Raw genomic sequence first — 22,975 nt, 5'->3', positions numbered from 1 at the left:
CGGTATCTGTGTTGATATTAAAAAGTCAATGAGTCGGTTCGCAGGCGCTTACCTCTCAACGAATATCTCTCAGAATGATCACTCAATACCAAAAGTGGGATAAATTGAGTAAGGTCACACTTTTTATGTCAATAGGGCTTGGTGAACACTTACCTAGAAGTCATACGAGGCACCTAACATAACGGTACTAAACGCTGTGTCTCGGCTTTTAAGCTTCTTACCACTATTGTCGGTAAATTCGATATTTACGGCATCTGCCTGTGAAATCAGACGTAACGTAAGTCTGTCCATTGGAGTATATTCGACGCCAATTCCGAAGTGGAAACCAGCACCAGAATCGTCATCAATTTTGTAATTAGTGCCTTTACCAGAATTTAGGTCAACATAGCTAAGTCCAGCAACAAAGAAAGGTCGTATTGAATTATCAAATGTGTAACCGACATTAGCAGAAACAGACAATGCTGTTGGAGAGAACACTTTGTCACCAACTTTCGAATCGTAGTCACCATAATCGGTGTAGCCAAGTTCAACACCGATAATACGGTTAAATTTATAACCACCATAAACGCTATATCCCATGCTTTCAGCGTCTAGATTACCACCACCATCGGTATCTGAATCTTGATGTATACCCAAGCCGGCGCCAATGTATGAGCCCCCTTCGATATTAGCAGCAAATGTAGGGAATGAAACCAAGCCAACTAAGCCTAATAGAAATGTGGGTTTAAGCATAAAAATATCCTTTTAACTTGTTGTGTAGTAGTGAACTTTTATTATAGACTGATCTGTACCAGTAAGACTGGACACCGCATTAAGCGACATATTGTTTTTCAAAGTTAACTGGGCTTACATACCCAAGAGCACTGTGCCTTCTTGTTCGATTATAATCAACTTCGATGTATTCAAAGAGTGCTTGACGCATCTCTTCTCGCGTCATTATCGGCTCGTATTGGACTGCTTCCACTTTCATTGAGTGGAAAAAGCTTTCAACACAGGCGTTATCCCAGCAATTTCCCTTCCTACTCATGCTTTGTTTTAGATTATGGGCGGCGATTAAATCTCGGTAGTCTTTTGAGCAATATTGGCTACCTCTATCACTATGGATAATCACTTCTTCTGGCATGCCTCTACGGAACAATGCCATTGATAGTGCATCACAGACCTGAGTTGCGGTCATTCTCGTGCTCATTGACCAACCAACGACTTGCCGTGAGTACAAGTCGATAACAACCGCTAAATACATCCAACCTTCACTTGTCGCTAGATAGGTAATATCTCCAGCCCACTTTTGGTTCGGTGCTGTCGCATTAAAATCTTGCTCAAGCAAGTTCGGGGCAACAGGAAGCCTATGCTTACTGTCTGTCGTACATTTGAACTTACGGGCGGCCTTCGCGACTAAGCTCTGGCGTTTCATGCTCGCGGCAATGGTTTTTACATCGTGCTTATTACCATTTGCCTCAAGTTCTTTTTGAATACGCCTTGCACCGTCGCGTTCTTTTTTATCATCAAAGGCTTCTCGAACTTTGCTATCAAGCTGCTTTCGGTGCTCGTTTCGTTGAGTGACTTTATGGCGATTATCAATCCAATAATAAAACCCACTTCGAGAAATCCCAAACACCTTAGCCATACGGACAATCCTATACTGCATCAGGTGTTCGAGCATAAACTCATAGCAATCTACTTTAGATTTTTCGCGAAGTAGGTGGCGGCCTGTTTTACGATATCTAGCTCTTCAGCTTGCTCAGCCAATAATCGTTTGAGCTTGGCATTTTCAGTGGCGAGTTCTCTTTCTCTATCACTGATTTTCGCGTCTTTTTTGACGGCTTTTAGTGAAGCAAATTATAAACCTTAACCATGCTGTTCAAAAAACACTCACGAAAAGTCAACCCTGCCAGATAGGGCCGTCATGAAGCCATAAGTTCTTCCCAAAATGAACACTCAATACCAAAAGAGGGAGCAATTGAGTAAGATCACACTTTTTATGTCAAAAAGGTTCAACTAGTTTAGGTAACAACGCCTTTTAGATAAACTGAAGGCGTAAAAATTAGAGATTCATAAGGGTTTCAAGAGACTCTTCAACTGAGAAAAAAGTATACGATCGCTCCTGAAAGCCATCATAAGTCTTTATTTTTACTTTAGATATTGAATTGTTAACATGGGACTCTAAAAGGTAGAGAGAAGTCTCTACTGATTGACCAACTAGAATTTCTTTATTTGTGAAAGTGATGACACACGATTGTAAAGTCATAGACGACTCGCTTTTAAGTTTGGGAAAGTGTGAATCTTAATGCATTGACGATCTTCTGATGACCAGCGACCTCTCTACCGTTATCTAAATCAATAGTGCGTAACCCTTGTATGGTGTTAGCATTTCAATTGCCAGCATCCTAACCTCCTAAAAGCTCTTGGCTATCACTAATCGATAGCCGAGAATCAATAAACACCAGTAAATCAAAATGAAATTTTTCTAACTCTTCCCAATACGGATTCTTTATAATAGGTAGGGTTACAATTCTCATTTATGGGTAAGGAAGTGAAAGGTTCCATTAAGGTTTCATCTATTAATTCCGTATTGTCATCACAGTTAATTGACATCAGTTGTACATATTTAGGGCCGGCATTAACTAACTCTCCCCCTTCAACTGACAACTTATATTTCTCGAAAAATCTTGGTGTTATAATTACTTTAAGCTTGTTTGTTATTGATAGATAACCTGTATTATTATCATTAGGTGGGTTTTTAATCATTTCAGTTATATTAAGGTACAACAAGTGTTCTCGTTTCTCATCGAATTCACCTAATATTTTCAATTGTATTTTAGCAAAACTTTTTGCAGGAAGAATTAACGAATCAGTATTTGATATTAAATAAAAAAAACTATCATTTATATATTCGGGTTCAATGAAAACTGCCTTGTCCACATCAGCCCCGTTGGATAGTTTTAATTCAAAATGGTTGTTGTTATTTTTAAAGTTAATAACAGGCGGAGAGATTACAATACTAAAAGAATAAGAAGAATAAAATAAAAAAATTAGTGCGAGCATCTTCATAAAAAACCTCAATTTAAACAATTTAAAATTTTCAATTCATCAACATAAGGATTTACAACATTTATTTTACATTCGTCATCGCCGCTCTTTATAATTAAACTTAAAGATTCATCCTTGGATGTAAAATTAACAACACCTCTATTTTTAACACTTGATAAATACTTTCCATTTTTGTCGAATATTTTAGAACCAGATTCAATCGCATTTCCTAATTTAGATTTAACGATGAAAACATAGTCGAAATGTTTATCCAATTTATCTACTTTTATAAATTTCACACCACCACCTCTAAGTTTTATGCTTTCATAGACGTCAGATTGAGAAAATACACTTGTATCTCTTATTGGAATTGAGGCTTCTTTAAATGAAGATACCGAGCCTACATAATAACCATCGTCACCCATAGGGTTGCCATTTACCTCCAATTTTTTTGGACCACTTAAAACATAACCAGTATGAATTCTATCAGAGTTTAGATAGACACTTTCACCATCATACAAAGCAAAACCTTTAACTTCTGAAAAGTAATTATTACTATCATTAAAGTTATTGTATCTAGCGTTAAATTCTGCCTTATCACCATAATGAGATATGCTTATTCTTCCAGATTCATAAACATCACTACGTTTAGAAGACGCACCGAATGAGTATCTATTTTTTCCATCTCTAACTTGGTAATCATTATCAAATATATTTTCATTTGACTCTCTTCGATAACGGCTAGTTAAAATACCGGAACCAAGTGGAATTCTTATAGAAGCAAATATCTGGTCATCGTCTCCTAGCCTAGCGCCTAAAGATAAATTAGCTTGACCTGAAAGTAAGTATGTGTTGAATATTGCTCCGTAATTTTTTTTATTTTCATTTATTGCATAATTATAATCAAACTTAATAGAACTATTGCTATAAACCGACTTGATCATATAAATGTAAGCATTATCACTATAATTTGCATCAATGTTTCTTTCATAAGCTTTAAAGGAAACATTACCACCAAAAGCCATCCCTAAATCTGAATTATTATAATTCATATTATATCTAGATATTCCATAATAACCATCATCTTTAAAGACATTGTCAATCTTATAGTTAATTATAAAATTATCATAATTTAATGTTGGAGAAAACCCAAGTAAACCTATGTTTCTAGAAAGCAAGTACTTTGCCCCCAAAGTTAACGTATTAGTTAATCTTTTACTGTTATCAAAATACATGAAAGCCTGTTTGCTATCTTCAAAATTTCCTAAAGTTAGATTGTATTGATAGGGTACAGTACCTGAGTAACCAGAATTACTAACAAAAAATGAATCTTCACTTCCATCATCTCCCTCAATCAAAACCTTAAAATTTTCATTACTCGAAGTAAGGGGTTTTGATACACTAAACTCACCACTCAAGACTCGAATCTCTTTTATTATTTCATCACCAAGTATTATTTTTACTGTAGAATCTACTTTTGCATTACCATAAATATAATCAACCTGTGAACCAGATGCATTGTTTCTTAACTCATTATTACTCATCAAAGTGATGCCATAGAAATTGTCAGACGTAGCATCATTATATAAATAGTCATAACCTAATTTAAAATAGGATTGTAAGCTGTCGATGTCTTTCCTCATGTATGCGAAATTAACATTATTATTTCTTCCATTTGTATCACCTTTCATTCTTAACATAACCTTTTTTAGATTTACATCTAAATCTAATCTTGAACTAAGTTCGGCCTTTTTACTCTCCTTTTTATTTATTGATAACTTGTAGTTGAGTTTAGCGACAGAATCGCCATAAGAAAAGCTATCGATATTAAAGTTATTGTCATAAAAAACTTGGTCAGGAATATAAATTTTGAGCCTATTTCTTTTTGGATCAAAATCATGAGCCCAACGATGTTTCTTAGATTGTGATGGAAATGTAACACACTCTCCGTCGCTAATATCATCTATATTATCTATAAAACTGAAGAAATCATTGTCGACACAAAAATATCTTATGCCATTTTCTATTCCAAATCTCACCTCCGAGTAAGATTTTTTATTTATAGTATCCACTAGGAAATACCCGCTTCCAGCTTCTTTCAAATAATCATTGTAGAATAAAACCGAAGACATACCCTTTTTGGGATTTATAAAGATATGCTGCCCACCTTGAGATAGAGCAGAGAAGCTACTGAATATGATTAAAAACCACGCTGTAAGCAGCGTGGTTTTTTTTAAAATATAACTACAGATATGTAACAACAAAGTTAAAAACCTTAGCTGCACTACCTATAACTACGTCTTCATTATTCTCTACATTTCTCTCATAGTTGATAGAGAATTGCTTAACGCCAGTCGATGCGCCCGATATGAATAAGTTTGGAATGCTAGACGGGTCTTGTTTTACCGATGCATCAACCAAGACTAAATTTACCCCTTCAGCAGTACCCGTTTGCGCATCTTCTGAATAAGTCATACGGATACTTTCAGTATTTTCACAATTGCTAAATGCCAGTTGGAAAGGACTACCGAAATCGTCTGATGCTATCCCATTATTTGACAACTTGAAAACAGTAGATTCACTAATATCCGGCAGAGAGACAGATGAAAGAGCTGATCCAGTGGTATCTTGAAGCTCAAAGTCACAACTAGAAGCTACAAGGTTACCTGAAGAGCTTAAAGTCGCATTGCCACTTGTAGCTAGAGCTTGGCCAGTTAAGAGGCAACTAGATACCCCGACCAAAAATAGTATTTTTTTCATGTTAATTCCTTACAAGTTAATTTTCCATAAATAGCAAGCAATTGATTTCATTATCAATTAAATTTGATATACGCCCTCAGTTGCAGTGCTTTTTAAAGTTAGTCAAAATTTTCCTACGTGCAAACTATTTTATAAAAAAAATTTATTATCTCTGTAATTTATTAATCAGATCACTCACTTTGTTTGCCATCATTCCGGCTTTCTTGCCACGGCTAGAGCATTTTAATTCCAGCGTTTAAAAAGGGCGGGATCGCAATTTAATTGTTGAAATTAAAGAGTTTAATTTTTCATTTGAACTTTTTCTGATAGTCGCGATTAGACGATCATGAGGTGAAAAAATAAGGAACTAGCATGTTTATAATTATGCAGCTAAAAAAGTAAAAAATACTTCTCACATCAACCAAGTTTACCCTGTTATGGAAGCGGCTTTTGTCGTCATAACGCCCATCCTTAGTTGTCAAAACAAGTGTATGGATATCACTCAAACCTGCAACTATCGTTATATGAATCTCAAATTTATGGATGGCGTAAAGCCGTCAAAAAAGACGCGAAAATTAGCGATAGAGAAAGAGAGCTCGCCACTGAAAATGCCAAGCTCAAACGATTATTAGCAGAGCAAGCTGAAGAGCTAGATATCGTAAAAAGGCCGCCACCTACTTCGCGAAAAATCTAAAGTAGATTGCTATGAGTTTATGCTCGAACACCTGATGCAATATAGGCTTGTCCGTATGGCTAAGGTGTTAGGGGTTTCTCGAAGTGGGTTTTATTATTGGATTGATAATCGTCATAAAGTCACTCAACGCAACGAGCACCGAAAGCAGCTTGATAGCAAAGTTCGAGAAGCCTTTGATGATAAAAAAGAACGCGACGGTGCAAGGCGCATTCAAAAAGAACTTGAGGCAAATGGTAATAAAGCACGATGTAAAAACCATTGCCGCGAGCATGAAACGCCAGAGCTTAGTCGCGAAGGCTGCCCGTAAGTTCAAATGTACGACAGACAGTAAGCATAGGCTTCCTGTTGCCCCGAACTTGCTTGAGCAAGACTTTAATGCGACAGCACCGAACCAAAAATGGGCTGAAGACATCACCTATCTAGCGACAAGCGAAGGCTGGATGTATTTAGCCGTTATTATCGACTTGTTCTCATGACAAGTCGTTGGTTGGTCAATGAGCACCAGAATGACCGCAACTCTGGTCTGTGATGCACTATCAATGGCATTGTTCCGTAGAGGCATGCCAGAAGAAGTGATTATCCATAGTGATAGAGGTAGCCAATATTGCTCAAAAGACTACCGAGATTTAATCGCCGCCCATAATCTAAAACAAAGCATGAGTAGGAAGGGAAATTGTTGGGATAACGCCTGTGTTGAAAGCTTTTTTCACTCAATGAAAGTAGAAGCTGTCCAATACGAGCCGATAATGACCCGAGAAGAGATGCGCCAAGCGGTTTTTGAATACATTGAAGTTGATTATAATCGAACAAGAAGGCACAGTGCTCTTAGGTATCTAAGCCCAGTTAACTTTGAAAAACAACATGTCGCTTAATGCGGTGTCCAGTCTAACTGGAGCAGATCACTCAAGCCTGCACCTTCAAGTTGGACGGGTATAGTTCTAATCTTTATTGTCGAGGTAGCGAACTTTGCTGTCCACCGTCAGCAGCGTCTTTCATCGGTTCGGTAATAGGTGCCTTAATGGTGTTTTTCCGATGGCGTTCAAGTCAAATCATGCATGACATCAATCCATGAGTCGCAGACTTTGAGGCGAACTTGTGATAGTTTAGTCCCAATAATAAAATCGATTAATCACCTTAAATTTATATGAATGACCAACTAAGCCCAATCGACAAAGATCATTTTAAGAAGCTTATCCGACAAGAACTTGAACCCATATGGTTTGATACAAAGTCAGCGAACCCTGATATGTCTTGGGTTACTCCTGCGGTATTAGAAATATTGTTCACTGAGTTGATAACTCATACGCGCGGCAATCAATCAAAGGCCGCAAGGATTTTAAGTATCAACAGAGGTAACTTCAGTAAAAAATTAAACCAAATCACCAATAGTGAATCTAGATTGGTTTAGGCCCTATAGGCATTTACCAAGCCTGTTGACGCCTTATCGATAGCGGCACCTCTCATTGTCACTTCAAATATAACCCTTTATTAAAATTTAACGCGGGTAATCCATCGACGTGTTTTGAGTTAATGACGTTAGCGACAAGGCTACTAGCGGATGCTTTGGCAACGGATCCGTGATGACATATTGAGTCTCATCTTTATCATCAAAGACAGCTTTCTCTTGCATATATTCCAGGACACGGATTTTAGCAGGCACGATGTCTAGCTCTTCTTTCACTTGGCTTTGTTGCTTAATTCAGAGAGAAGGCATGCCTGCCCCATTGTGCTTAATTCTTAACCGACATACTGTGTTTCAGGCATACCAAGCCCTGTAAGCTTATTCAGGGCTTTAATCATAGCGTAAGTCTCGCCAACTTGAGCGTTGTGTTCCTCAGGCTTAATTTCCCACCTAGCAGCTGTTTTACTCGGTACATTGCGGTTTCTGATAGAGAGCGCTTATGATAGCCATACCGCTTTTTCCACTTCTTGTTGGAGCCATAGAGCTTCTGGCAACCTACCGCTAAATTACGAGGGTGTCCTTGCTCCCAGAAGGCTGCTCCTTCTCGTGGCGGGATGAGAGGAATCGCTCGCTTAATTCGTATAGCATCATGGCAATTCCTTGTGTCATAAGCTCCATCACCTGATATCTCAATGATTTTACGACATGTCTGCTTAAGTAAGTTGGGGAGCACTTCGGCATCGGTTACGTTAGATAAACTCAGCTCTGCTGCAACTATTTCGTGGGTGATTGTATCTACTGCGATGTGCAGCTTACGCCAGACTCTGCGCTTCCCATCAGTACCATGCTTCTTGACCTTCCATTCACCTTCGCCATAAACCTTGAGACCAGTGGCATCAATAGCCAGATGTTGTATTGCGCCTCTGGTTTTAGTTTTAAATGAAACCTCAACTTCCTTAGCTCGGCGGCTTATACAGGTGTAGTGGGGGCAAACAAGCGGGATGTTAGCCAGCTTAAATACGGAGTCTAGAAAACCTTGCAGCGCTCTCAATGGCATAGAGAAAACGCGTTTCACCATCAGTGCGGTAGTAATGGCTAAGTCGCTAAATCGGCGAGGTCTACCACGTTTTCCTTGTTTGTTTTGCTTCCACTCGGCTATCGCTTCCTCATCAATCCAAAAGGTCAGAGAGCCACGGTTGATTAAGGCTTGATTATACTGCTTCCAGTTAGTTGTTTTGTAACGAGGTTTCGGCATAAGGCTACGATGATTGATGAGTGTAGCCGATCAGATCGTAGCTTCTTGATTTAGTTCCATCGATTTAAGCAACAAAGCCACACAATCAGGAAAACAACTCAGAAGGATCTATTTGAAAAAACGGATTGTTAAAGCGAGACGCCTCAATACGCAGCTTTAAACGCTGCTGTAATTGCTTAACCGTTTTGACCTCTTGGCATTGAGCGAGAAGATCTTGTGACTCTTTTTGCAAATGAGCGCGATACTCTCTTAATCCTTTCTGACGTGACGCTTTGTTCCCTCCACCAAACCGTTGCCAAAGGATACTTTTGATATCACCGCCATGCCGAAGCTCTTGATAATCCATATTTAATTGCTCAATTTTTTCAGTTAGCGTCATCTTTAAGCGTTCAAGCATCCCTTCATCCATCACCATCTCATGCTCAGGGAGGTGTTGCTGGGCCAGTATAAACAAAGCCACTACATCTTTGTCTTTCTTCGCTTGTGACAGTTGCTGCATGAGCGCACTTTTCTCTGACTTCTTCTTTTCGTCCGTTTCTTTATCTGGGTGCAATTGTTTGGCCAGTTGGCGATACAACTTGGTTATCTGCTTATCGCTGTAAAGCGCATCGCTCGCTTGATAATGTGACGGCTCGAAGTGATTTTCGTCATCGGCTTGAGAGAAAGAGTCTTCACCTCCCCACTCGATGCCATCCTCTTCAACATGTTCCTCTTCCATTTCTTCAGCCACCACGCTTTGCAGATAGTCGTGAAACTTCTGAGGGTCCTTGACCATGGCCATTAATTCGTCATCGCTGACATCAAGCTCGTAACCCAGCATCATGGATATCTCTTCGCGAAACGCCTCTATTTGACCTTCCGTTATCGAGATGTCTTCAGCTTGGTTCGATGGTAATGCCAAAAGCGCTTGATTGAATGCCTCACGTAACACTCTCGAGTCCACAGGATTAAAGGGGTTTGACTCTAAAATGCTCAACTCTTCTTGTATCCAATCGTAAAGAGCTTCGCGCTGCGGCCCTTTAATCGTTTTGCGCGGGACAAAAGTAAGCAGGTGATGAATCCATTTCTCAGCTGCTCGGCATACAGCGCGTTCTTGCTTTTCAGTCGATGCTTTGAAGTCATGATAAAAATCATCCAACTTGGCTTGATAACGTTCGATACGTCGTTGTTTTTTTCCTACCTCCTCCCATAACTGGTTAAGCTTATTCTTCTGCTTTGGGGAGGATGAGGTCGTTGTTAAAAAAGAAAGAGGAGCTGTTGTCATAATGCGAGAGTCATTGAGAGTGATGCCCACAGTCTATCGCGTATCCATGGTTCAAAAAAGTAAGATGCTTCATTTTGATAACAATCATGCTTCGATTCCCATTGACAATGACGATCTCGTTCCGCGTCAATAGGAATGAAGTGACGGGACGCACTAAATACACTTACATCTGCCACAACAATCACGAAAAAAATCGGTTTCGACAATACCTGACAAGTAGCAGCCCACCTATTGATACACCTCACATATAAATAGACCAAAAACAAACAATAATTTATATATCAAACACATAACAACAGGTATCTATACATGAAAAAGAAAAGTGAATTGGGCTTTGTTGCGTAATTAAATTTAGAGGTAGAACAACCCTGTTTCATGTGTTTCTTAGTCAATACAACAATTTTCATGCATACCGAACCCAGTAAGCTTGTTCAACGCTTTTATCATCGCGTAAGTGCCACCCACCTCAAGGTTACTTCGGCGTGTTTGGTTCAATAAGTAAGTGCTTCTCCATCTGTACCCGTTGATCAACTAAGCTCGGCGGCAATGATCTCATGAGTGCTTGTATCGACGGCAATATGCAGCTTTCGCCAGACTCTACGCTTGCCATCTGCCCCCTGCTTTTTGACTTTCCATTTACCTTCGCCATAAACCTTAAGATCAGTAGTATCAATGGCTCGGTGCTGTATCTATCCTCTCACTTTAGTCGTAAGCGAGCTCTCAATTTGCTGAGCTCTACGACTGATGTAGGTGTAATGCGGACAACTTAACAGTACATGGGCTAACCTAAATATCGAGTCTATAAATCCTTGCAGCGCTTTCAGTGGCATAGAAAAAACAAAAGTGTCGTGATAGCTAAATCACTGAACCGACGTGGCCTCCTGCGCTTATTTTGTTTGCTTTGCGCCCACCCGATTATTGCCTCCTCATCAATCGAAAAGGTCAGAGAACCACGGTTAATGAGTGATTGGTTGTATTGCTTCCAGTTGTTTTTTGTAACGAGGTTTAGGCATATGGCTACGAGAGAGTGGACATAGCTGATCAGATCGTAGGCTCTGGATTGAGTTTCATTGAATTACGCAACAAAGTCGTAGGTATTAATCAGGTTTATTCGAAATATAAAAACTTTGTATCATTAAAAACGTGACGTTAGTCACCTATGGTAAGGCGTCAATTATATATGGTGGCGTCATACCTTAAACCCTGTGTGAACATACCGATGAAAAGACATATATTATCAAGCGCAATCCTACTCTCTCTGACTTCTCCACTCTTTGCTGCTAATGGCGACATTCATGATGTCACTATACTTGGAACTTCAGATATCCACGGTCATTTTATGGCGTGGGATTACGCGTCAGATAAACTCAACACTCGTGGTAGCTTAAGTCAAATAGCGACTAAGGTGGGGGACATCCGCAAAGAGCAATCTAACATTATCCTCGTGGACGCTGGCGATACCATCCAAGGTAACTTCGTAGAAACATTCAAAGATGAGCCTGTTGACCCAATGATGCTTGGCTTTAATCACATGAAATATGATGTGTGGGTTTTAGGTAACCATGAGTTCGATTTTGGCCTCAAAACGCTCAACAGAGCCGTTACTCAATTTAAAGGTCAGCCTTTAGGCGGTAACATCAAGCACAAAAGTGGGAACCCATTCTTACCCGGCTACACCATTCTAGAACGCGGTGGAGTTAAGATCGGTGTGATAGGTATGGATACCCCAATGACAGAAGTCTTTGCACAAGGTACCAACCGTTTAGAGGGCGTCACTTTCACTAATCCAACCTTGGAAGTAAAGAAAATAATCAAAGAAATTGATGACAAGGTAGATGCTATCGTATTGGTTGCCCATATGGGTATTGAAAACGAGAATGATATTGCCAATACAGGTGTTACCGACATTGCCAATGCAAATCCAGAGCTTGATGCCATCGTTGCTGGCCACATGCACACTCGTATCGATAAGGCCGTTGTGAATGGTGTTATTATTACGGAACCTGACAAGTATGGCCGAGCTCTATCTCGTATCGACCTTCAATTTGAAGAGCGCGATGGCAAGTTTACCCTCGTCAATAAAGACAGCTTCACTTACAAGATTAAAGGCGTAGATTCTGATGAGGATATGGATGAACTGTATCAGCCATATCACAAACAACTCCGAGAAATAGCGAATCGACCTGTTGCTGAGCTAACTGGCGTTGATTTAGTCCCTGAAAATGAAATCCGCGGTATACCTCAGGTTCACATTCAAGATACCGGTATTAGTGCGTTGTACCAAGAAGCGAGCTTCTTCTATGCACCCAAAGCCAATGTCATCGCACTCCAAATTGATAATGACAATGCAGAGCTGGATGTTGGCCCAATCAAAGCGAAAGACATCGCTTACAACTACCAATATGCAGGTGGCGAAATCACTGTCTACGACATGACAGGTAAAGAGCTCAAAACCTACATGGAATGGTCTGCTGGTTACTTCAATTCCGTACAACCCGGTGATGTCACCTACAGCTTTGACCCAATTCGTAGAGCATCTAAATACTCGACCAATGATTTTTTTGCGGGCGTCACTTACACCATTGACCTAACTCAGCCTGCAGGTGAACGTATCACCAAACTTGAATTTGCTGACGGTACTCCTATTACCGATAAAACAGCCATTCGAATTGGGATGAATAGCTATCGAATGGGCCACCTCACTAAAAAAGGTGGCGTCCTAGAAGGCAAATCATTCCCTGTGTTATTTGATACAGAAGAAGCGTATGGAGAAGAAGCGGGTACAATCCGTAACATGACCATCAAATATCTAACAGAAGAAAAGAATGGCCAATATGAAGGTAAGCCTCAGCAACGTTGGACTCTTTCTGGCTTAGATAGTCGTTACAGCGCACAACGCGATATCGTAAAGTCATTGATTAATGATGAAACCATATCAATCCCAACAAGCGCTGATGGTCGTTACACGAATATTGCTTCTATCAATGTACAAGGCCTGATGTTCGAAACCGACGAAGCCAAACAAGCAGCCATAACCAAACGTGAAAACAAACTGGCGCAAGCTACAGAGCAAGAAAGTAAACAGATCAAACGTGAAATCACGCTCATTAAAGCTCTGAATTAACGTCTAATCGATACTATTCACACTCATAACTAGGATGTGTTGATCTTTGCTGTACATTTCGCGTTCAGCAATACATCGGTAGCCACATCAACATTAATGCCAGCGATAACATGCTGGCATAATTCCTTTTTAACTTGTCAAATCTAATTGAAATAGCTCGATAAAGCTTGGGCCTTATCGAGGGATGGCTGTCTATTTCAGGCATTGATGATGGTAGTGACTGGAACGTAAAGCCAGCTGTGGGCAACGACAGCATGATTCTGCTGGTTAATAAAACAGAAACCCCATACATCGCTCATGTAATGGTGAAAACGAAGATCTGGCTAACTCACTTTACCAAAAGTGGAGCAGCCGCCAGTAATACATCCGCCTCATCAACATCAGTAGAGGCTCCCTCTGCTAATCTATCGAGACAAAGCTAATTCCTCTCTAGATAAAGACTCCCCCTCATAGCAAGCTCGCTATTTCGTCTTATTCGGCCCTACTCCAATCCATATTCACGGTAGTCGAACTCAGCGCCAAGCGCCCTCGTTGTAGCCATCGATTCGGTGTAAACAATAGTTATTAGAATTGAAGTCGAACGCTCGGCATGTCACTTAGCTTTTAGGATACAGGCTAAGGACGTACACGATGACCTCCTGAGGCAGCCATCCAACAACAAACAAGCTTCCTACAAGACTATTATATTAAAATCTTTCAAATATCCCTCGATTAAACACCAAAAGAAACCTCGTCAAACTATTTTACGCCAAACATCAACAAAATGCGGGAAGTCACATTTTTGAGACACTGTTTCCAAACAATGATTGACCAAAGAGAGAACAATTTGATTATATAACCACCAAACACAATATAAGCGACACATAACCTCGGTCAAGCACAACATAAAGGGTACGCCTATTTCTCGTTCAAAATCACTCTTACTCAGGCTGTTCCACTACGATTATCACCCGTTGACACAATCGTTGATTGAACTCGACGCGTTTACGTTATGCTCTGATAGTGCTTTGTCGCTTTTATCTGATGAACAACTCGCTATTTTGCTGCGCAGCATCACGCTGCACGTCTCGCTCTCTTCGAACCCTGAACGTTATTGGTTGTTACAACCCAACCCTACCTTTGATGTTCTCAAACTTCACCCCAACGCTTCAAGACACCCCGTATCTCTGTGTATTCACGACGATCCGCTAGCCGCCATTGCAACTTTAATGTTTGTTCAGCCCGCACTCGATTACCAATACAGCAAAAAGCCTTTAACAGTCTTGGCAAATCGATTACAAGCGGCTAAGCAATGTCATCACAATGAACCTAGACTGGCGGCACTCATTCCCAAAAAAGGCACAGTAGCCAAGCTTGCAAACACCTCCAGTTCATCACTGCGCCGTGACAAATAACGGAAGGAAAACGCATGAATCTCGAGGCGATAAAACAGAAAAACCGACGACGTAACAGTGGCGGTGTTCCACCCAACGCTCAGCAATATGCCTTAAAATTAATTGCAGCGTTAAAGCGTTTACGTCAGCACTATAAACCGAAAAAAGAGCCCAAGAGTTCCAAAGTGTCCGATTACGACCGCGCGCTTATCTATTTCCTGTACCTGTGGCTCACCGGTCAATTGAAGGCGTGCCAAGACGCTCGTGATATTCCCGACCTCGACGTCGTCAGCGGCAGCCAACCTTGCCAAGCCCATCGCCTTAGAAAAATTCGAAAAAACACCCCCTCTTGGGTTGAGTATGCTCACCCTTACCCAACAAAAGCGGGCGTTGTTTGGCAATGGCAACCCATGCCAAACGGTTTAAACGACTGGTTTTATCACGCCCTTTCCCAGCGTTCGAATGGCTCCAAAACGTGGCGCATGGATCATCAAGAAAAGCAGCGGTTCTCCCGATTTCTTAATACTAAGTGGCGAACGCCCTCTTCCCTTGAGGGTTACCGTTTAATTCGTCGAGACGTTTTCTATGACTACTTTAAAAACATGATGCAAACGGATGCCCATTTGCCCACGCCAAGTAAGCATGTGGGACTGAAAGGGGAATCCTTGCATCACAAAAGCGCACTGGCGTATCAAGTTAGAAACAGTAAGAAAATTCGCAGCGATCTCTTTCATGCTCAAACCCGTTATCTCGCAAGACTTCGACAATCTCTTCCCCTAGCATTATCAGGCGAATTAAACGCGCCGAAAGCTTGCACCTTTGTCGAATATCCCCTACTTCATGCAAGTGTTTCGCTGCAAGCGTACTTAACTGTCCCCGGAGAAATTGACGCCTTCCATTATGACTACTTCGTATCAAAACGAGATTATGTACCGCTCCCATCGGTGGATATTGGTTCTCAGCGTTTGTTAATCATCGATGACGTGCGCCGTTTTTTTAAAGCGCTTGCCCAGCATGGAGACAGCCTTGAGCGCAAAGTCCATACGCTGACTAGCCTCAAAACACTGCACAACTTTAGGGCTTACGAGCTGGCGCTCTTATTGATTTCTTTAACCGGTACGCGCCCTACTCACGCCATCTCAATAGAAAAGCAATACTGCTTTGATCAGCGTCAGGCCTTAGTATTTGATAAAGGGCACTACCGTCCTATTTGGCTCAATGACTATTTCCGATCAGCACTGCAACGTTATCAAACATTGCACATTTCATTGCATCACCGAGTGCCTCATTTGAACGCGACCCCGTACCTTTGGTTTGAACTTAATGAGGATTTAACGTGTCAGCCTTTGAGTGCCAAGCGACTACGACAGTTTATGCACGATTGGTGGGGGCGTGTAAATCCGCATTCTCAAGCGGTTCCATATCAGCTACGCCATAACTTTGCTCAACATGCCTTAAATTCACCTTCAGCCAAATTGACCACCACTGATGTGGACAGGTTGATGGGTCATTCAAGCATTGGCGAGCGACTGGGCAGTGATGCATTATTTCCTGTTAAAGAGGCGAAGTTGATCCATTTTCTCAATGATATTCCAGGTTTCTTGCACTTACCTGCGATTAAAGGAGCACCTCTATGATTCATTCTTTGCTGAGTGCTAGCCACGTTATTGAGTACCACCAAGATTTAAGTCTCGATTGTGAGAGCCCTGATACTATTCATTGGATTTGTGAGCAATTGCATCGTCTATCAATTGAAGAGAGAATCTTCACCGATCGTCATCTCATTCAATTAAATCAAGCCATCAAGGAAATCCCGACCGGCAGGCAGCGCCAATTGATAAGCGCTCGCGATCAGGTTTTGTATTACCTCAGCACCGTCTGTGAGTGGCAGTTACCACCAGTGAAAGAAGCGCAGTTTGAAGATGCGCAAAATACATGGATGCTTACTATCCTTCAACGTAGTCAACCCGCGACCGTGTTGATGAACGGATACCAAACCCAACGTTCGACTTTTATGACAAAGCGTTGGGCAGACGTCGGGTGGTTAGTGATGGTATTGAATATGGAGGTGGCTCCCTTACCGATGCGTTACTGGGCAGATGTGCTAGCTAATCCCTCCTCCATTGAGTATTTTGAAGGGCAATTTACTTTGAAGGTGTTACACCCAAAACCGATCGCCGCCTATGACAGCAAAGAAACGCCCAGTTTCACTCGGTACGCGCTTCCACTGTTTGCTTATCGGCTCCTTGAGGACTTTTATGTACGAACGCCTTCTGAGCGCTATACCCCTCGTCAACTGACTCACCATCTCAATCAATGGGGCGCACAAACGCCGTATTACTTCGATGAGCTTCAGCCGGCTGAATGGTTTCGAACCTTTCAATGCGTTTGGCATGGACACCATCGACTCCCGGCGCCTTTTTTACGTGACTTTAGCGATCCGATGCGTCACGTCGCTACAGTATCAACCGTTCATACAAACACACCAAAAGGGGCGTTCATAAGCGCTGAGCTTTATCAACTGCCAATCACCGAGCTCAACGAAACACCTTCCACGTCCCATGGTTCACGTCGCTTTCAATGGCCACACAAGGCGCTCATCAAATACCATCAAGGGAAACACAAAACACGTCCGCCAACACCACCATGGCAAGAGCGCAACCTGTTGCCTTCGCTGTTTTATGGGTTTGTGAACGAGCTGTTTGAGCTCGGTGGTATTCAACGACATACCCTGCAGCCAGACAGTATTGATCGATACACCAATTTCTATCAGCACCTCTCCCCACTGAGTTTTGCTTGCGCCAGTGATCCGGAAACCCTTCATGCTTGGGCTCACGCGCAATTTACGGCACTACAAGAACAAAGCACTCCCTGGCACCTCTACAATTTTTTACGCTACCTTGCCCACCAAGAGCTTACCGATCATTTAGATTTATCCCAGTTTGAAAAACCCACCTTGCCTTCACTCGTTGATGCGTGTTGTCTGAGCGTCACACAGATTCATGACACAGTGGAAGCGCTGCTTTCGTCAGCGCATGGTGACGCATTACAACGCTTGTTCTCAGCTGTGGCTCTATTACTCGGGTATTATGGCACCTTGCGACGCGGAGAAGTGCTTCGCCTTCGCATGTGTGACATCACGATATGCCCAAAAGATCAGCAACGCTTTTATTTGACCATCACCACGACGGAAGAAGGCGCGCCAAAAGGGGGAAAAACTCGCACCACAGCGGCCTATCTACCAGAGCTCAGTGCCAAGCTTGTCCGCGCGTTACTCGCCATTAAAAAGAACGCGACAGCTCGCGAGCCATTGATAAGAGTCACTGGGGAAAGCTTATCTCAAAGAGAGCAGCGTTATCTCTATCCTGTGACCCAAGCACTTAAATCGTTATGGGGTCAGCACGTTCGTTTTCACCACCTTCGACACAGCGGTGCGGATCTGTTGTATTTACAAGGCTTACATCTGGCGTACCAACGCCCGCCCGAACACCTAGCATGCTTTCAGGAAGAAACGGAAAGTCAAACGATGTTGACAGAAGCAGCATGCCAAGCGCGCTTTGATTTTTGGCTCGAAGGGCAGCCTTTTTGCGACGTCAATGACGCGATATTACTGGATGTAATGGGAAAAGAGCTGGGGCATTTTTACTACGCGACCACACGCAAGCATTACTTACACGGCATGGAAAAAGTGGGCAACATCGTACAACCCAAGCAACACGCATACTCACGCGACGAGCTTCGGTACATACTGGGCATGTCGGCCCGGTCTAATGACATTTCTCGGGTACTCAACGAGATTCACCCCAATTACACGCTGCAAAGTGACGAGCAGAAGAAGCGTCATTCATTACAGTTTAGCGAAGGCGATCTCTTACCAAAGGTCATCGCGCGTCATCAAAGGCTTCATAACAACACTTCGTCTCCTATCGCCCCACTTCCTACGTGGTTACCGTCGACCGACAAAAAGCGATCCGATAAAGCATTCATCTCGATGTGGGTCAGCTCATTGCCACAGGATTTTATTGACGAAAGTCATGACGACTTTATCTTGTTTAATCGTCACACGTTAAGGCTCAATGACGGCTCAAAATTTGACTTTCGCACGCTCAGTCAGCAGTGGCTCGCATTGAAAAAGCTCAAGCATTTTGCTTTTGACAAGAAAGACCGAACGCAACTCAAGGCATTAGGCATACCCAAGGTTGTCAAACATTGGTGTGAAGATGGGCGTGAAGATCGGCCACAAGAACGTCGCCCTTATATCAGCTTAATCTTTTGCGTCAAATGCAATCAGAAAACCCAAAAAGCATTTGTTCAGTTATTCCATGAAGGGCCTTTCAAAGCGCACCCCGCCACGTTGAGCTTAGTGCAAAACCGCAAATCGCTGCGCAGTACACAACATCAAAGGGTAGAGAATCAATTTAAGCGAGCCAAAGATTCCTTGCAGACGTTCATTGTCCCAGAGGGCGATGGCGCGCTCATTATCGAGCTTCACACGAACATCTTCGCTCATCATTTAATGTCACCACTAACGCAACATATCGAGCGCCTGTTTACACCACACCCATCCCAACATCGACGAAGAGAGGCCCAGCATGGCTAAATTGCATTTTGAACCCAAACATCATGACGATATCAAACACTTGTTGTCGCCAATTAAGGCGTCTGACCAGCAAGCGTGTTTGACGTTTATTATCGACAAGACGCACTGCCTCATTATTGGTGGTGTCGATGATGCGTTACAAGTGCTCACGATTGATATCGAGCCAGAGTGGGCGTTAAAAACCGGCCAATGGATGCTTTATGCCAGCAGCTTTAAAGAGTATTGGAGCCAACAGACCGCCTTGATCGAGCAAAAAGTACCGGTGATGATTCACCTCAATTATCACGACAACCCAAAACTGCCGATGATGGACTCGCTTACTGAGCGCCAATCTCGTTTGTATATCCAATCTGAGCCTGCGCCTCCTGCACATCTTGAGTTTCTAGAATTCACTCGAAATGCCAGCCGTCAAACACTGGCGACGGATTCGGCTTGCGTCATGATGGAGGTTGCCGATACCTATCGCCCTTTTGACTCTTTTGAAATCACCGAAAATCAAGTGGTGATCGACCGCGACAATACCTTGCTCCCTTTTGATCTCCCTCAAGAGATGCAGCCTGATTGCCATTTACTGCTCAACAAAGACAGCGTAGACCAATTGAGCCACCTCTGTAGCACCACCGATTCCCCGACCATAGAGATCCACACTGATGACGATCGCGCCATGTTCAGTGATGGTAAGCGCACCTTCACAAGCTCACTGCTTTCTCTCCAAGGTTACGCACAAAAGAAAACCGATACCTATCAGCAAGAGCTGAAACTGATCGTAAACATTTTCACGTTTAAGAATGAAATTGAGAGTTACCGAAAAATCGCGCTGCTTAAAAAAGCCAATGAAGCGCTGCTGTATGTCGACGAAAGCAACGTCATGTTGGCCGGACTCATCCCGGAAACTGGAGAAAACTGTTTCATCTCAACCAAAGAAATTAAAATCAAACACCCTACCGTTTATCGCATCAATTTAAGTGAAATATCCAAAATCCAGATCAAAGGCATCACAGAGGCCAAAACGATAAAGCTTTGCATGCTGAAAAACAAAGAAGGGGATTATAAATTAGGGTTTTATAACGATCGCAACAACGACCATCCGTATAACAGCGTTTGTGATGTAGCACCCGCGCCAGAACAGATGAGTGCCGTACTCAAGGCCAAAGCAAAACTTGAACAGCAAATCAACGAAGACGGAGAGCAAGGTGACCTGTTTGGGTTTGATGACGTTTAGGCGACGCACCAAGGAAGCATCATTTTGGATGAAAAAACCACCAAAAACACTGGACATCGATCCAGTAAGCTACTAGAGTCAATATTGAACGTTTTATAGGCTATCGGAAAATGGACGTGGAGACACGTTTTAGGATTCGAAAGAAACTATGAAATAAGTAGGTGGATGATGACCTTGCGTCACCACGCCACATACAATATGCAGTTGGGATAGGAAGGCGGCAACCTTCCTACCCCGTACCGGCTGCGAGACCTTTAAGCACACCCAGCCGATGGCTCGATTCTAGCGAATTCCATTGGTGAGGGACAGATCTATTTAAGATCTGACATCGATGGAGGCCACTATGGCTCATATTCGCGTACGTCCTAACGGGCGCATTCAGTTCGATATTCATGTGTACGGCCAACGCTTTCGCGAAGGCACCAAACAAATGGCTAGCCCAAAAAACTTAAGGCTTGCTCAAGCAGCGCTCAAACAAATGAACGCCGAGATTGACCTTGGGACTTTTCAATACCGCGACTACTTTCCTGACAGTAAAAAAGTCGACCTATTTGAACGTTTACAGCGCGAGAAGTACCCCGACCGCCTGTATCCATTTTTTAATGACTTTGCGAACCAGTGGTATGAGCGTCAAAAAGGCAATTGGAAAAGCAGCTATCAAAGCGTGGTTAAAAACACGCTCGAACACTACCTCATTCCGCACTTTGGTAATACGCTCGTTTCAGAGGTGTCACTGTCCCAAGTGGAGTTTTTTCGTCAGACGCTGCAAGAAGGTCGAAAAGATGATGGCACGCGCAAGCTCACCAACAAACGCATTAATAATATTTTATGGCCATTGATTGCCATTATCAACCTTGCCGCTGAAGAGCATGACTTCAAGTACCCCTTTCGACGCTACAAATCCCTTAAAGAAGAAAAAGCAGATTCGAAACCGCTGACCATGGAGGAAGTGCGCACTTTTTTAGAATGCTGCGATGAGCAGTGGCATGATTACTTTTTACTGCGATTTTGGACGGGGATGCGAAGCTGTGAGGTACATGGACTGCACTGGGAACACATTAATTTTGACCATCGATTGATTCATATTAGACAAAATTATGTGAATGGGGAAATTTGCGATGTGAAGACGCCTAAATCACGTCGTGATTTACAGATGTGTGACACCTTATACGCCGCGCTCAAACGCCAGTGGGAAAAAAGAGATAACAACAGCCCGTTTGTGTTTCCCTCCAAAACCGGAGAGGGACTCAATACGCAATACATCAGCCAAAAGGTATGGCATCCAACCTTGAAAAAGGCCGGGCTCACACCTCGCCGCGCCTACGAGACGCGTCACACTGCGGCAGTACTTCACATTGCCGCGCATGAGAATCCGCTTTTTATCTCACATAAGTTAGGGCACAGCGATACCAAGCTCCTTTTTGAAGTATACGCCCCTTATGTCGCCAACGCTTCCAGACAAGACGGAAACGCGTTTAACGATATGATGTTAGGAGGCATAGCATGATGATACTGTCTTTTAACCGCGCCCAATACTTTCATCAAAACCTAACGGACAAGCATCAACTGTGTTCCTTTGCTTTAGGCATTGAGCTGCCTTCGGTTTATACTCTCATCGGTGATAAACGAGTCATGGCGTTGAGTTCATTGAACGAACAAAACTGTTTAGAAGCGATAGCAGAGCAATGTTATGAGCGTTTTATGGAAGAGCCGAGGCTGCGTTCGGTACTGAATGAGTATGCCGACAGCATACTGAACTCAGAGATTGTCATGCTACACGATGTTCGGTTACACGCCCAATACGCTGGGCTGCCTTTGGCCAAATACTACAGCGCACTGAAACAAACCGATGGGCATTGGGATAGAACGACGATCTGGGAAAAGCATCTTCAATGGTGCCAAGCGTTATCATTAGCTTTGTATGAACATTATCAAGACCCACGCAGTGATATTTGTTATGGCGAGAAAAGCATCATTGTCGATAAACCGCATGATAAGCAGTGTTACAGCTACACGGCCATCAACAAACCGGTGTCGTTTCAGCTCGACCGATATCAGTACCACCAACGACCTTGGCAGTGGGGAGAGTCACTAAATCTGTAGCTCTATGTATATCAAGGGCTAGACATCTCCCTAGCTCTTGATTCTTAATATGAGCCTCGCATCCGAGGACGATTAACGACGCCCCCCTCTTTACATAAATAAACAAAATAAATCATTAAACATTCATAAACAGATCAGACCATAGTCAACAGTATACATAGCTCATTCG

The 22,975-nt window shown here is 42.6% G+C and carries 15 protein-coding genes and 5 pseudogenes; 10 read left to right on the top strand and 10 right to left on the bottom strand.

The annotated features are described in order from the left end of the window. Positions 1-153 precede the first annotated feature (153 nt). From ITG10_RS09125 to ITG10_RS09105, 5 genes and pseudogenes are all read right to left on the bottom strand, one after another. Entirely contained in the window at positions 154-732 is a 579-nt protein-coding gene (locus ITG10_RS09125; protein WP_248386360.1) for a porin family protein, read from the bottom strand. 79 nt (positions 733-811) lie between these two features. Continuing rightward, positions 812-1,824: pseudogene (locus ITG10_RS09120) on the bottom strand (IS3 family transposase); the annotation flags it as partial. A 627-nt stretch (positions 1,825-2,451) separates the two neighbouring features. Beyond that, on the bottom strand, positions 2,452-3,051 hold the full coding sequence (locus ITG10_RS09115) for a hypothetical protein (protein ID WP_248386359.1): 600 nt from the start codon (positions 3,049-3,051) through the stop codon (positions 2,452-2,454). 8 nt (positions 3,052-3,059) lie between these two features. Continuing rightward, positions 3,060-5,294, bottom strand: a complete 2,235-nt coding sequence (locus tag ITG10_RS09110; protein WP_248386358.1) for a hypothetical protein — start codon at positions 5,292-5,294, stop codon at positions 3,060-3,062. Continuing rightward, entirely contained in the window at positions 5,275-5,790 is a 516-nt protein-coding gene (locus ITG10_RS09105; protein WP_017631389.1) for a type 1 fimbrial protein, read from the bottom strand. The genes ITG10_RS09110 and ITG10_RS09105 overlap by 20 nt, the downstream gene beginning before the upstream one ends. Before the next feature lie 454 nt (positions 5,791-6,244). Here ITG10_RS09105 and ITG10_RS09100 point away from each other — a divergent pair. Next, positions 6,245-7,335: pseudogene (locus ITG10_RS09100) on the top strand (IS3 family transposase). 272 nt (positions 7,336-7,607) lie between these two features. Next, entirely contained in the window at positions 7,608-7,871 is a 264-nt protein-coding gene (locus tag ITG10_RS09095) for a helix-turn-helix domain-containing protein (protein ID WP_017631388.1), read from the top strand. Between the two features lie 87 nt (positions 7,872-7,958). Here ITG10_RS09095 and ITG10_RS26300 read toward each other — a convergent pair whose 3' ends face one another. The 4 genes and pseudogenes from ITG10_RS26300 to ITG10_RS09080 form a co-directional block, all read right to left on the bottom strand. Continuing rightward, positions 7,959-8,093 (bottom strand): hypothetical protein, encoded by a 135-nt coding sequence (locus ITG10_RS26300; protein ID WP_282575734.1) that lies wholly within the window; start codon positions 8,091-8,093, stop codon positions 7,959-7,961. A gap of 107 nt (positions 8,094-8,200) precedes the next feature. Further along, positions 8,201-9,120, bottom strand: a pseudogene (locus ITG10_RS09090) (IS5 family transposase). Between the two features lie 85 nt (positions 9,121-9,205). After that, positions 9,206-10,414, bottom strand: a complete 1,209-nt coding sequence (locus tag ITG10_RS09085; protein ID WP_348983553.1) for a J domain-containing protein — start codon at positions 10,412-10,414, stop codon at positions 9,206-9,208. A gap of 354 nt (positions 10,415-10,768) precedes the next feature. Beyond that, positions 10,769-11,397, bottom strand: a pseudogene (locus ITG10_RS09080) (IS5 family transposase). 206 nt (positions 11,398-11,603) lie between these two features. On the opposite strand from ITG10_RS09080, the gene ITG10_RS09075 reads away from it, so the two are divergent. Continuing rightward, the gene (locus ITG10_RS09075) at positions 11,604-13,508 is read left to right on the top strand and encodes a bifunctional UDP-sugar hydrolase/5'-nucleotidase (protein WP_029189166.1); all 1,905 of its coding nucleotides are present in this window, start codon (positions 11,604-11,606) and stop codon (positions 13,506-13,508) included. A 64-nt stretch (positions 13,509-13,572) separates the two neighbouring features. On the opposite strand, the pseudogene ITG10_RS09070 reads toward ITG10_RS09075, so the two are convergent. Next, positions 13,573-13,683: pseudogene (locus ITG10_RS09070) on the bottom strand (IS5/IS1182 family transposase); the annotation flags it as partial. On the opposite strand from ITG10_RS09070, the gene ITG10_RS09065 reads away from it, so the two are divergent. The 7 genes from ITG10_RS09065 to ITG10_RS09035 all read left to right on the top strand — a co-directional run bounded on the left by ITG10_RS09065 (position 13,676) and on the right by ITG10_RS09035 (position 22,806). Continuing rightward, complete coding sequence (locus ITG10_RS09065) at positions 13,676-13,930, top strand: hypothetical protein (protein ID WP_016785046.1); 255 nt, start codon at positions 13,676-13,678, stop codon at positions 13,928-13,930. The pseudogene ITG10_RS09070 and the gene ITG10_RS09065 overlap by 8 nt on opposite strands. A gap of 543 nt (positions 13,931-14,473) precedes the next feature. After that, positions 14,474-14,902, top strand: a complete 429-nt coding sequence (locus tag ITG10_RS09060; protein WP_248386356.1) for a hypothetical protein — start codon at positions 14,474-14,476, stop codon at positions 14,900-14,902. Positions 14,903-14,916: 14 nt separating this feature from the next. Beyond that, complete coding sequence (locus ITG10_RS09055; protein ID WP_248386355.1) at positions 14,917-16,518, top strand: site-specific integrase; 1,602 nt, start codon at positions 14,917-14,919, stop codon at positions 16,516-16,518. Further along, on the top strand, positions 16,515-19,481 hold the full coding sequence (locus tag ITG10_RS09050; protein WP_248386354.1) for a site-specific integrase: 2,967 nt from the start codon (positions 16,515-16,517) through the stop codon (positions 19,479-19,481). Before ITG10_RS09055 ends, ITG10_RS09050 begins: the two co-directional genes overlap by 4 nt. Beyond that, the gene (locus ITG10_RS09045) at positions 19,474-20,703 is read left to right on the top strand and encodes a hypothetical protein (protein ID WP_017631724.1); all 1,230 of its coding nucleotides are present in this window, start codon (positions 19,474-19,476) and stop codon (positions 20,701-20,703) included. The genes ITG10_RS09050 and ITG10_RS09045 overlap by 8 nt, the downstream gene beginning before the upstream one ends. A 343-nt stretch (positions 20,704-21,046) precedes the next feature. Then, positions 21,047-22,210, top strand: coding sequence for a DUF3596 domain-containing protein (locus ITG10_RS09040; RefSeq protein ID WP_248386353.1), 1,164 nt, complete (start codon positions 21,047-21,049; stop codon positions 22,208-22,210). Further along, entirely contained in the window at positions 22,207-22,806 is a 600-nt protein-coding gene (locus ITG10_RS09035) for a hypothetical protein (protein ID WP_017631725.1), read from the top strand. Before ITG10_RS09040 ends, ITG10_RS09035 begins: the two co-directional genes overlap by 4 nt. The last annotated feature ends 169 nt before the right edge of the window (positions 22,807-22,975 follow it).

Origin of the sequence: Vibrio sp. ED004 (assembly GCF_023206395.1) — a bacterium.
GTDB lineage: Bacteria > Pseudomonadota > Gammaproteobacteria > Enterobacterales > Vibrionaceae > Vibrio.
Note: the sequence above shows the minus strand (reverse complement) of the source record. Positions and strands in the feature narration are given on the sequence as shown.